The 13,116-nt window shown below is 63.0% G+C and carries 4 protein-coding genes; all 4 read right to left on the bottom strand.

Features of this window, described 5'->3' with window-relative positions; all coding sequences use genetic code 11:
* From drmB to drmD, 4 genes are read right to left on the bottom strand one after another with little or no spacing between them, the layout of a single operon-like run.
* Entirely contained in the window at positions 1-2,076 is a 2,076-nt protein-coding gene (gene drmB, locus IEX33_RS12455; protein ID WP_188730589.1) for a DUF1998 domain-containing protein, read from the bottom strand.
* Entirely contained in the window at positions 2,073-5,810 is a 3,738-nt protein-coding gene (drmA, locus tag IEX33_RS12450; protein WP_188730587.1) for a DISARM system helicase DrmA, read from the bottom strand. Before drmA ends, drmB begins: the two co-directional genes overlap by 4 nt.
* Positions 5,811-9,857, bottom strand: a complete 4,047-nt coding sequence (locus IEX33_RS12445; RefSeq protein ID WP_188730585.1) for a DNA methyltransferase — start codon at positions 9,855-9,857, stop codon at positions 5,811-5,813.
* Positions 9,847-13,053: a DISARM system SNF2-like helicase DrmD gene (gene drmD, locus IEX33_RS12440; RefSeq protein WP_188730584.1), complete on the bottom strand. Its 3,207-nt coding sequence runs from the start codon at positions 13,051-13,053 to the stop codon at positions 9,847-9,849. Before drmD ends, IEX33_RS12445 begins: the two co-directional genes overlap by 11 nt.
* Between the last annotated feature and the right edge of the window lie 63 nt (positions 13,054-13,116).

The raw sequence follows: 13,116 nt of genomic DNA, 5'->3' as shown, positions 1-13,116 counted from the left end.
CTAGCCTCCGAAGGTTTCGAGCACCGGTTGGAGCAGACCATCGACCGCGTACTCAGGCCCTGAATTCAGCGTTAGTGCGAAGCGACGGTCGAGGAAGCGATTAGCCTTCTCGCAGGACGTTTCCGACACGAACAGGCAGAAGTGGCAGGCCGCGCCGTGTAGAAAGTCCTCCTGACCGCTGGGCACCCGATGCGCACAGATAGGGTCCGAAGAGCATCGTTCCGCTCGTCGCAGCGCATCCCGGAACACCCCTTCCAGCCGCTCCGTTCTGGCCAGATCAACCAACCCTCCGAGAGTTCCCTCGCTGTCGGGGGACGTCGTGGCGATCAGAATTCCCGCGGCAGCCTCCCGGTCGTCCGTCTCACGCCACGCGTAAAGACGTTCGGATAGTGATGCCGAGCCGTAGCCGCTGGACATTGCCATCTCGCGAATAAGCAAGTGCGACATCGTGTGCAGCGCCCAGTATCGGGGCGGCGGCATTCGGTCTGCTGGATCGATCGCCACCGCTGTGCGACTCTGGCGCCTTTTGACGTTGCGTTCGTGAGCGGCCACATGGGACTGCCACACCTTGGATCCGAGTACACCGTCCTCCCAGGCACGCATCACGTCCTCATCGAAGCGCAGGAATACTCCTTCACCACGGTCCTCAGTTGCCGGAACCCATTTCGGCTTTCCCGACTGGACAAGCGGCGCGATCCGGCTCGGAGCGTCGCCTACGCGGTCCAAAGCATCGATGCGCGTGAAGCCGATGAACGCGTTGGCCTTCTTGACCCTCTCCACCGCGACGACGTGGGACAGGACCGGCTGGAGGGCCGGAGCCACCTCCACCGGCCGCACGCGGAAGCCAGCCTTTCGGTCTTCGCGCTCGAAGTCCTCTGGGTGAACGAGAGTGTCCCACTCCGGTTCCAGTAGGCTGATTGGATCGAAGCCCGAGGGTGAGGACTCGGGTTCAGCGACAGCTTGGCCTCGAGCGACCTGAATTCCGTTCCAGAGGGCGTCATCTGCAATTCCGTCAAAGATCGAGCGGACGTCCTTCGGGCCGAACTTCCGCCACGCCAGTAGATCTTCGAGTGTCTGCACATCTGCGAAGGTGACGGCCGGCAATCCCTTCACTGTCTCTACCACGTCCGCGGTCGTAATGTGCTTGCGTGCAGGCAGCACGAGCACGCTCACCGAGGCGGGGAACCATTGGTTTGCGGCGCCCAGCAGCATCAGCCTAACGTCCGCCTGACACGGATGGTCGGCCGGCGCGTAAGTGGGAAGGTGTGGGTGCCGTCCGCGGCAGTCGGGCAGCATCTCTTCTCCGCCGGCCCGCGTGAGCTCAGCGATATTTCGTGAGGCGTCGCAGGCCACGCAAGAGATCTTCACCTGCGGTCCGAGGTTCGAGCGCCATTCCATCATTCGCATCTCAGGCTTGGCGACCTTGCACGTCGCGGGGTCGCCGTCGGCGCCGTGTACCCACTCAACATAAGGGAACTCGTCGAGGTGCCCGTCGGTACAGGCAATCAAGTAACGGGCAGGCACGGCCAGGCGCGGCCGCGCTTCCAAAGTGCCCTGCTTCTGGCCCTTCTTGGGACGGCCCTTGCACGCTTTGTGCACGAACTGCGCCTTGTCAGGCCGGTGCTTGCTGGTGTTTACGAACTCGAACTTGGTCGACTCCGAGATAGGCGCCAACAGGTCACAGCCGGTGCAGCGAAGCCACTGGGGGAACACGCGGGTCGGGATTCCAATCGGAGTGCCACCTTCATGGGCCTTCTCCGGCACCCAGGGGGGTTGCCGCAGCTCTTCGACGCGAGGCAACATCTTGCGGACTGCCGCAAGCAGTCGCGGCACCAAGACCAGCTGCGGGCCGCCCTGTTTCGAGTAAGCGATCTCCCAAGCGTCAAGCCCCTGGGGCATCACCGCTATGTGAGGCATGTCCACCGTGGCCCCAATGCCCGAGGTGTACAGGAGCGCGCTGGGTCGTACCGAGCCGACACGGCTGTGGTTCTTCGCACCGACGGCTTCCAGCTCCCCAAAGGGGTTGGCCACTACTCCGGCGACGCTGGATGCCTCTTCCTCTACGACTTGACTCATTTCGCATCCTTCTTCGAGAAGACCCATTTCGGCGCAGCTGCACTTAGCGGCTCCGCTAGTCTGCCAACGATCGGTGTTACAAGGAGATTGATCTCGGGCTGAACTTCGCGCATCGAGTTGGCCACTTGAAACAGACGGCTGTCTTCGTCGGGAACCACTGTCTCCGGGCTCACCAGCAGGGGTGACACGATCTGCCCACCGCCCAGGGAGTCCTTTTGATAAGTCAAAGCGCCTGACCACTTGTCCGACTCGTCCGTCCACTTGTCGAGGCGCAGGATGAGCTTGCTTTTGGCGGCGTCCGCTACCGCGTCGTCACCGCCGCTGGCAATTCTGATCCGTGTGACGAGCCGGTCGACAAGGGTGTCGACGAACGGCCGACGCTGCACGATCGTCCCAGCCCCGATTTCAGGAGAAAGCGAGGGGGCATTCCGTTGGTCGGCAACGCGGGCCGCCGACACCAGTACGCCAGTCAGGCCCCGTTCCAAAGCGGCATCGGAGAACGGTGTAACCGACAGTGCCTCGACGTGCGCATAAAACGTGTCGTGGTAATGCTCGAACTGTTCATAGTGCGCCATGTCCCGCGGCCGGGACCGGTTGGCGAGCGTCACCACGAGGCCCGGTTTGGAAGCTTCACGACCAACGCGGGAAGAGGCCTGGATATACTCCGCAGTGTTCTTCGGTTGGCCAACCACCAGCATCAAGCCAAGCCGCGGCACGTCCACCCCTACCTGGAGCATGGAGGTAGCGAGGACCACGTCATACGGCATGTCCCGAGGGGGAAGCTTCTTGCCAGCCTTCTTGGCAGCGGCAGCCCGCACACCATATTCCCGTTTTGCCTCAGTCGTGTCCCGCTCCGGGTCGAACGGGACGCCCAGGGTGGTGAGCGTCTTGGAGATATCCGCTGACGAGATACGGGATGTCAATTCGCCGATCCGCAGTCCGCTGGATCCTCGCCGCGGGTATCCTGATTCCTTGTCGGGGTTGCTTGTTCGGGTGACGATGTCGTCTTCGAGATAGCGGCGCATGCCTGCCAGCTCCCGGGTGGCGGAGAAATAGTCAACCAGCGTCACGTATGGTTCGGCGGCCGCGCCGTGAGCATCGAACAGTTTCTGTCCGGCGAGCAGAAGGATTTCACTGACCCGGATTTCGGCCAGGGTCAGGCGTGCCCCATGGGCACTTACTCCGACGTAACGCCGGCCGGGATCCTTCTCACTGACGGCGACCTCCTTCGAGAAAAAGGTGTCTGTCACGGATAGGACCTGGGGCGGGAAGATCTGCACTTGGCGTGCATAGAGCTTCATCACCTGATCGCGGGCGTTCCTCACGGTCGCGGTGGAGGCAATAATTAGGGGCTTCACTAACGCGTGGCTGTCGACAGAGCCGTACTCCCACGTTGAGAGTGTGTCTATTGCTCCTTCGAACAAGCCCACTGCAGTGCCGAGCGCGCCGGTGATGAGGTGGAGTTCGTCCTGGATGATGAGGTCCGGCGGTCGCAGCCGGTCCACATCTTTCACGATGGCCTTCGGATAGGTTCTCCCGCCCTCCGATTTTGCGGTGTGACCGCTGGCTCCGCATACAGAGGTCACGGTGTCCGGGTGCTTGTAGCCGTGCCGTTCGCACCGCTGAGACACGTAGCCAAACAGGCTCGCCGCCTCACCTTCGCGGGCCAGTCTCGCAAACTTGTCGACGGTCGCCAGTAGGAAGGTCGGCGGATTACGGTAGATCTCGTCGTCCACGGTGAGCACGGGAAGACCGTCGACTGCACTGCCTCCGGCTGAGAACGGGCACCGTCCGAGCTTGTCTCCGCAGTACACGTGGATACGCTGGGTCGCCTTCACGGCAACGACATCCGCCTTGGGATTGATTGGCGTTCCGCACCATGGGCAGCTGCTGAACTGAAGCACCGTGAGTCCGTAGGCGGAATTGCCGTCGTCGTTGCGTACGTCGCGCACCTGTTGCTCCGCCTCAGCAAAGCGTTTCGGGCTGACGCTTGAGCCCACCCACAGCCCGATGCGGAACGGTTCCTGTCCCCACGTCGTGGAGTCTTCACACCGGACTAGTTCGGCGGCGCACATGAGCGTGGTGGCACGCAGGAACTGCTGAGAGGTGAGCAGGCGGAGCGTGTACCGCATCAGCACGGCGACACCGTCGCGGCCGTCAATCAGGCCGCCGGGCGTCTCGATGACGCCTTGGAGGCGGCGGATTCCGAACGTGAATGCCGCGAGCCCCAGGTAGGCCTCGGTCTTGCCACCACCGGTGGGGAAGAACAGCAACTCCGCGCGGGGCAAGTCGCCGGACCGCCGAGGCACCGTCGGGTCGACGATCGACGGCAGTTGCATCAGGATGAACGCGAGCTGGAAGGCGCGCCATGAAGCCGCGCCATCACCCTTTGCATCGATCGCTGCCGTCGCATCCTTAACCGGCAATGTGCGGTCCGCATTCCTGAGCGCGGCTATCTGGGATCGGAGACGCTGATCGCGCATCGTGCGGTTCATGAAGGCAAAGGCTTTTCGGGCCTGTTCACTTGCATGGGCGTTCGGATCAGTATTCGTCAGCAGACTGAGGCCAGCGCGCAGGCGCTTCAGCGCATCCTCGCCGTCTTGAACTCCGCTTTCGGCGACTTTCTGGAGGTGCTCGGGCAGAGCCGCGGCGTCGAGGCGTCGGTCATTGAGCCAGTGCTCATAGCCGTCGAGCAAAGGTGTCAGGTATTGCCCGAGCTGATCCGGAGATGCCTCCGTTAGCAGCCGCATGCTCATCACGGCCCCCTTGATGGTTGGTGCAAGGGTTTGCGGGACCTCGGCGGTGGGGAGCCAGGTCGTCCGCACCGAAGTGGCCGTGCGGGACTGCGGATCCGGCAGGGTCCAGGTGGCGGAGGCCGTGCGGCCCACGGCGAATTCAAGGCGATCGCGGTACAAGAGATCGAGCTGCAGCACTTCGGGGTCGCCGAAGTCACGCGCCTGTTCAAGGGCGTCGCGAGTGGGACGGAAGACTGCGCTCCTGTCCTCGGCCCGTACTTCCAGCTGGGTCTGGAACAGCCAGACCTTGGGCGGAAGCTCTTTACCGGTGACCTTTGTGTTCTGTAAGGCGGCTTCTACCACCCGCAGCCCGTCGTGGTCGAAGACTTCGACCGAGATCGCCACGTGGCCCTCAATGATCACTTCGGTGTGCGTCTGACCAACACCGACCGCCGCAATGTCAATCGTCCGCGGCACAACGTGGTCGGTCCGGTCATAGAAGGTCTGCGTGCGGCCGTCCTCGTCGGTCTCCCGGCGGGACGCGTATTGACCCCACCGTGCTGTGAAAACGAGGTTGCCGACGTCGGGGCCGACCTGGAAGCGGAGCCCCATGGACGACGGTGCGATGAGCTTGGACTCCGGGCCTCGGTCTTCATCGGTATCAGTTCCGCCAGCGTCAGTAATGACTTCATCGGGCTCGTCTACAATGCCCTGGACGTCACGGCTCGCATCGGCGTCCAGGACTGCCGCAATATCAGAGTCGCGGAACTCATCCGGGCTGTCTACCGCCGGCTGTGCCTTTGCTTGAGGCAGCGGGTCGTCGTCGCCGATCGAGACCGGCGCCAGCGCTCCGACTAAGTACCGGGCGCGCGGCGTTCCGTTGACCGTCTCGTCGGGCTCGCCCCACGGTCCGATCAGATCCCGCTGCAATAGGTCTATAAGCTCGTCGCGGACCTGGGCGGAGGTCGCTGGTTGGGAGGGCACAGTCTGTGTGGTCATTTAGAACATCGCTCCTTCTGGGGCGGTCTCCGGATCAAGGTCGAGCTCCAAGGGGGCGTGCGCTCGTCCGCCGTTCTGTGCCTCCAGCGCTGCCCGGCGGTGGTTCTCTTCCAGCAGCCGGTCGAGAATCTCGACACGGGCAGCCGGACTCACTGTGAAGCGCTCCATCTGCCGGTATGTGTGGAAGCCGTGGTCCAGCCGGACGTCTGACCAGCCGTAGGCGTCCATTACGGCGTTATCGATTTCGACGTGGATCTCGCGAACTCGTGCCACCTCTGTATCGGCCGTCACGCTCGGATCATTGACGCGATTGTAGAGCGCGGTCAGCCCTAGTTCGCGTCGAAGCATGATTTCCCGACGCTCAGTATCCAAAATCTCGCCAATTTTTTGCATCCAACCGGTCGATTGCGGTCGAGGAAGTGTCTCGAAAACATCGGATGGGGTGTAGCGGGGGTCATTTCGCATCCCAGACCCATATTTGATTGCCCAAGTTTGGTGCGGCATCGACGAGAGAATCGCCACGTCCGCGTAATCGTCGAGCGCAAACACCCCTAGCGTATTTGCGAAGACCTGATCGGCGTGCACCCGGAGGGGCATCACAGTCTTACTAACGAGCGCAATAGCGATTACATGTGACTGCCCGGAAATAGCCTGGTATAGGCCCGGTCTGCGGGCCTCGAACTGCCACCATTGCTCGACGAGGCGCGGGTATTTGTTAGCGTCGAGGAGTAGCCGAACGGGGCGTACGCGTTCCACCAAGAGCTTCCAGGGGGCACCAAAAGCCTTCGCACTGGTCTCGTTCATCCCGCCGAAGTCAACGACGTACCGGGAAGCACTAGCATCAGGGCGCGAGTTCAGGTCCTCGCCTCCGAAATAGGGAAACACCACCTCAGCGTTGGCGGTGCTTTCGGCTATTAGGAAATCCCTCTCGTCCTTGGAAAGGAAAAATCCCGTGCCCCGAGCAATGATTCCTTGAAACGCAATTTTGGCATTGTCTCGCAGTCGTACGGGTTCTCCCCTAACACGTCCCTGGGGCTCAAGAAGCGAGGAGATTCCAGGGACAAGGGTGCCATCCGCCTCGACTCGGACGCCCGGCTCCAAGGCGCGGCCGCTGGCCCACGCCGCGGCGTACTCCAGATTGGCGCTTCGTGCAGGCCATCTGGCGCTTTGAACCGAGCGGCGAATTGTCCAACCGGCCTCCACCAACACTCCCAGGCCAACATCTCGAGTCGCACCTTGCGCGACCGTATTGGTTCCGATTAGTCCGAACTGTCCGTGCCCGTCTACCGTCAGAGCACCTGCGCGGAGGAAAAAGTACGCGACTAGATCGGCGCTTCCGCGGCGACCGCTAGCAACGACATTCACTAGCCAGTCGCGCACGTTGTCACCCATGGCACCTGTGAGCTTTTGCCCCCCCAGGAACGGGGGGTTGCCGATGATTGCGTCGAAGCCGCCGTGGTCGACGATGACATCGGGAGCTTCAATCACCCAATGGAGCGGCTTCCACCGCTCCTCTCCAATATCAACTGTAGGAGTGAGCCCCGAGGTGAGGATCGCGTCGAACCGGCTCCTGTCACCGGTGACACTGTTCGACGTGTATGCGGCGTAGAGTGCATCGGCCAGTTCTTCATAGCGCGCTTCAAGCGCTTTCCCGGGTTTGCCTCCTTCTCCGAGACCCGCCGCGATGATCCCGTCAGCAACATCGCGCAGGCGAGTGGTCACCTCGCGCGATTCTTCCAGGAGCTTCCGCTTGGCCCGAGTGGAGCGCATCCGGTCGGCGTCATCGACTTGGCCGCTGGAAAGCTCGCGACGAAGCTGCGCGGCGCGGGCGAGGTCGCTGTCGACGTCGAGCTGCAGGAGCTTCCTCTGGAGGATTCGACTGCGGCTGGGGTCGATATGCTGTGCGCGGAGCTGCCGTTCGGAGGTGACGCCGAGCAGTGAGTTTCCATGGAACACACGGTCGTCAACGAAGGAAAATGGCTTGCCGGGGTCCATCGAGACAAGCCACAAGGAGAGCTTGCACATCTCGACGGCCATGCCGTTGATGTCCGCGCCATAGAGGCAGCGGGCTACCACTTCGCGGATCGCCCACCGCTTGGCGTCCTCGTTGGCGGCTCCGCTCAACCCCTCCTTCGAACGGGCTTCGATGAGGCGTTTCGCGAGGTATCGGGCAGCTGCGACAAGGAACGCGCCGGAACCGACGGCGATGTCCGCGACCTTAAGGTTGAGGATCTCAGTGGAGCTCCTCAGGACCCAGTCGTCCCGGTTCTCGGTGTCGAGGGGACCCGGCGAGAAGACGAGCGGTTCCAGCGCATGAAGTACCACCTCTTCAGCGAGCGACCGAGGGGTGTAGTGGGTTCCGGTGTTGGCTCGTTGCGGTGACTCGGTCATCACTAGTCCGCCCGCAGGGACCACGTACGGGAAGTCGCGAAGGTCGCTTCGGATTAGGGCGTGCAGCGGCGCGAGCTGGTCGACCAACTCGGTATGGCCGAGCAGCACGAAACCGAGGCGGGTGCGGGCGTCGGCGGCATTCGTTTCGTCGTCCTCTTCGAATGCTTTAGCAATTTGTCGTACTGTAGCGGGTTTTGCATTGGGCTGGGTCTTGCCCAGATGGTCGATGAGTTTCTTGGCAAAGTCTGCGCCGCTCGTCGCAGCATCGGTGATGGTGCGTAGCTCGGTCAAAGCGATTTCAGGCTCGTACCCACTCTTGCCATGGAGCCCGACGACGACGTCTTGGGTGTATTCGGCGGAATACCCGAGCAAACCCTCGTAAACGTAGCCGATCTGTTCGACGTCGAGGTCGCGGAACGAAAGCTGGCGGGCTTCGCCGCCCACATGGGCGATCTGCACGGCCTTGAGGACTTGGAGCATGACCCGGTCGGAGACGCGGACGGAGAGCTGCCCTTGTGCGTTGGTCGTACGTAGCCATGGGAAGCGGGCCGGGTCGAACAGCGATCCACCGTACGCCGGCATCCGGGTGTCTTCGAACGTGGCACCCGAGAAGATAGCAGTGCTGGCGGCGAGTAGGCGGTGCCAGGTCTCCCAGGTGTGGTCGAGGGCTTCCTCGCTGTCGTTCTGCGCCCGATGTTCCAAGTCAACGCGAACTCCGGAAATGGCGTAGGAGTCGCGGTACATCTGATGCTGCGGCAGCAGGGCGCGTTCCTCGGCGAAGAGGAGAAAGACGACGCGCATCAATACGGACACTGCCGCTTCGTACACCTGCTTGCCGTCGTCCGGCAGAGGAGACTCCTCTCCGTTTGCGACGGCCCGCAAGTGCGACTCGGACATCGCCTGGAGGACGAGCTCGACCGCACGCCGGACTTGGTCGCCCAGGGCCTCGGTGATTGCCTCGGCACTGGCGACGCTGAGCTCAAACAATTTCGGCAGACGCTTCTCGGTGGCGCCGCCGGCGAGCGAGACCAGCCCGGTGAGGACGAGGAACGCGTCCCTGCTGTCCCGTTCCTCACGCCAGATCAGCGAATCGAAGATGCCGCTCGCCGTCGTGACGTCCCGGACGGCGGATACGATGCCCCACCAGCGGCCATCGGTGACCAGCCCGACGCTGATTTTCGCTTCGCGGAGGAGGGCAGCAGTGCGGTCGACGGCGTCGGCTGCCCACCCGTCGGAGCCGGTTCGTCGGAGGTCGTCGGTGGGGTCGACGACTACGACCAGCGCGGCTGGGCCGTCACCTGCGTCGAGCGCCGCCCAGGGGCGTACCGTCACGTCGCCATCGGGCGAACTGGCGAGGATCGTTGAGTCGGGGTGCTCCACGAGGTAGTCGCCCCACTGCAGAAGATCGCGGAGGACTGACGTGACCCAGCGGTCGCGCCAGGCGAGGTCACTAGCGGCACCTGTCTGGCCTTGACGGGCAGTCCACGCCTTTGACCAGACCGTGTGCTCGTAGACGAACGTGCTGTTGACGTCGTCGATGGCGTTGTACGGCCGGTCGAGTCCGTTAGGGAACACCGATTTGAGGGCAGCGCGCGAAAGGAACGGCCCATCAACGTCGACGAGAGACAGCCACTCCCAAGGGTCCTTAGTTGCCATCGTTCTTCCCCAGTCTCTCAGCATCGGTCGGGCTCAGTGCGAACACGACCGCGGCGACGAATGTGTGCGGTTGCAGATTGGCGTACCGCCTGGAGACGGCGTCCCGCTCATCGCGCTGCTCCTCGGCGAGGGCGTCGAGACGCCTTCTGATGCTTATCAAGTCCTTCTCGCGCTGGCGCTGCTCCTCGTGGAACAGCATGTCCTCAAGCTCGCGTTTGCGCTCTTCGGCGTTGTCGAGCGTGCCCGCCAATGTCTGGCGGAACCTGGCGAAAACCTCGTTCACACGTTCGAGGTCGGCGGTCTTGCGCTTGACAAGGTCCTGCTCGATCCCGCTGCGTAGCCTTTGAGCCCGAGAGGCGACGGCGTCCGCGACGCGCTGGCGAATGCCGCCGTCGTGGGCGCCATCTGAGTTCCAAAGATTGGCCAGTCCGGCGAGCACTGCGGGGGCAGGTGAAGTCAACTTCTCGGCGTCCAGTGCTGTGACCAGAAGATCCTCCGACCGTTCGACGCCGAGTTCCTGGCGTCGAGTGAGCCGAGTGCCGGCAAGGAACACTTCCTCGTGGAGGCGAGTGCCGCCGTCGCCGACAACGACCAAGCGTGCGACGCCGGCGACGAACGACTGCTCCAGCCCGTCGACTACGACGGCGCTCACGCCATGGATGTGATTTGAACGGGTCCAGATCTGGCCCCGGAGTTCACGGGCTGCGCGCTGGATGAGCGGGTGTCCCAGGTGGGCGTAGACGATGTCGGTGCGACCCTTCGCCTCTTCACCGTCGAACGTGATGGGGCGTGCCACATCTGGGCGCAGACGCGTGCGCAGCCCCTCCAAGCCAGGCGTCCAGGTCCGGTCGAGTCCGGACGGCAGGACGTAGAGGTCGGCCTGTTCGTCGTCGTCGACCACACCAGTGAGGCCGGGCTGACCGGACACCCGCAGCCCGGTCTCCAGGACGCGGCGCAGATTGCGGTCACGCAGGTGAAGGCGGTCACGGGAACTCTCAAGCCTGTCGGCGAGGGAAGTTAGTTCACGGCGGAGATTGTGTTCGCCTTGCATGGCCGTCTGAATGATCTGCTCGCCGGAGCCTTTGATCAGTTTAGGCCGGTCAGGCAGGTCTCCGTAGCCAAGCGTTCGCTGGATATCCGGATCAATGATGTCGCCGGCGGATCCGAGGTCTTCCTGTACCCGTGAGATCTTGCGGGCGACTCGGGCAAGATAGTCCGTGTCCCTGGCGTAGTTCGAAGAGGTAGCCGACTTGTCTTCCGGATCTGGGTGGTAAATCTGCGGGCGTTCGGTCTGCCCATATCGGTCGATGCGGCCGATGCGCTGCTCAAGGCGGTTGGGGTTGAAGGGGAGGTCGAAGCTGACCAGGCGGTGGCAGTGTGTTTGCAGGTCGATGCCCTCACCCGCGGCGTCAGTCGCGATCAGGATCCGCACGGGGTCCTTGGAAGGGTTCTCGGTGAAGCGCACACGGATGAGTTCGCGCTCTTCGGCATCGGTTGATCCCTCGATCACCGCAAGACGGTCGCCGCCCAGGTCAAAGGCGTTGAAAACGTCACGGATCCAGTTGAGCGTGGCGACGTACTCGGTGAAGATGACGACGCGTTCGTTCAGCCAAGTTCCGTCTGGAGTGAGCAGCTGACCCCGGATCAGGTTGATAAGCGCCTGAAGCTTCGTGTCAGGCAACGAGGCATAGCGCCATCCCCAGTCGATGAGCCACTCAAGATCCGCGACGTCTTCATCGTTCAACGGAATCTGGGCGCGCTGTGCCGTGCGGAGTGCCTCAAGCTCAGGCTGCTCCAGGCGGCCTTCCTCTTCGTCGGAGGCTTCGTCGCCGAGCACCTCGTCGTAGTCAGGCAAGTCGATGTCGTCGTCGCCACGCAGACGGGTGGCGAGATACGTTTCGGCGGTCGCAGCGAATGCTGTTGGCGAGGAGAAGAACCGCTTCTTCAGGATCAGAGTCGCGAGGTCTGCGGCGCGCTTGCCCTTCTCGGCTTTTACGGCGGCGTTGCGCCGTCTGGTGAACGCGATCAGCCGGTCGTAGGCCTCAGACTCGTCATCGGAGGGCTGGAACAACAGGGCGTGCACTTCCCGCAGTTGGAAGCCCTCATCAGGAAGGTCTTTCTTGAGCCGGCGAACGGCCACTTCGCGCAGCGCCTTGGCGTCGAGATCGGCGCCGCGGGCGAAGCGCTGCGGGTCGACCATCTCCATGAGGGCCGTGAACGATTCGGTGTAACCGTTGTGCGGGGTGGCACTGAGGAAGAGCCGGTGTTCGCAGCGCCTCGCGAGTTCGCGGACGGACACCGTGCGCTGGCTGTCGACGGCGTAGCGGCTCTTGTCATTGCCGCCTCGCGATGGTGTGGCCGGGGCAACGTGGTGGGCTTCATCGACGATCACGACATCGAAGGCGTACCGGTCGGCAACACGCTTGTCGTCGGCCCGGGCGTACACATCTCGGAGGAGTCGCTCGGCTCGCGGTGATGGCAGCCAGGACATAGAGACGATGACCCGGGGGAAAAGGATGAACGGGTTCGCGTGCACTCCGAAGCGTCGGCGGAAGTCGCGCATGGTGTTGGAGTTTACGATTTCGAAGCCCAAGCCAAACTTGTCGCGCATTTCCTCCTGCCACTTGATGACCAGGCCGGCTGGGCACACGATGATGACCGATCGGGCGCGGTGACGGAGCAGCAGCTCCTGAACCACAAGTCCGGCTTCGACGGTCTTGCCGAGGCCGACGTCGTCGGCAAGGAGGAGGTTTGCTCGAGGAGCTTCCAGTGCGCGGCGGAGCGGCTCAAGCTGGTAGGCCTCGATGGTTGCGCTGCTACGGAAGGGGGCTTGAAGCGTCCGGGCATCCGCCGAGGTCAGAGCACCCCAGCGAAGGGCATCGACGTAGGCGGCGAAGGTGGTCGGATCGTCGAAATGCTCTGGGTCGACTGTCGCAGGGAGGCCTTGGTCAAGAATGACGCCCCGCCCCGGCTCAAGCTGCCAGATGGCGGTCATCTCGCGGCCGTAGTGCTCTTCCTCGATCGACTGGAGCGACACCGCGTGCTGGAGCTCGGCTTTCCCGTCATCCGCGCTGGACCGCTCCAGGGCCTGTGCGGCGACGTCGGTGACGATCCATTTTGAACCTCGAACCGTGACCAATTGACCGACCTCAGGCAGCTCGTCGTGAACTGCCGACGCCGCAGGCGCGACTGTCATTAATGCTCCCCCATTTTTCGATTTCGTTGATACTCCCACTATTTATACACACCAGCACCGACA

The sequence above is a fragment of the Pseudarthrobacter scleromae genome (assembly GCF_014644515.1).
GTDB lineage: Bacteria > Actinomycetota > Actinomycetes > Actinomycetales > Micrococcaceae > Arthrobacter > Arthrobacter scleromae.
Note: the sequence above shows the minus strand (reverse complement) of the source record. Positions and strands in the feature narration are given on the sequence as shown.

What these genes read in the sequence shown, in the direction of transcription:
- drmA (WP_188730587.1), bottom strand. Translation starts at nt 5,810, where the DNA reads ATGACCACACAGACTGTGCCCTCCCAACCAGCGACCTCCGCCCAGGTC.
- drmD (WP_188730584.1), bottom strand. Translation starts at nt 13,053, where the DNA reads ATGACAGTCGCGCCTGCGGCGTCGGCAGTTCACGACGAGCTGCCTGAG.
- IEX33_RS12445 (WP_188730585.1), bottom strand. Translation starts at nt 9,857, where the DNA reads ATGGCAACTAAGGACCCTTGGGAGTGGCTGTCTCTCGTCGACGTTGAT.
- drmB (WP_188730589.1), bottom strand. Translation starts at nt 2,076, where the DNA reads ATGAGTCAAGTCGTAGAGGAAGAGGCATCCAGCGTCGCCGGAGTAGTG.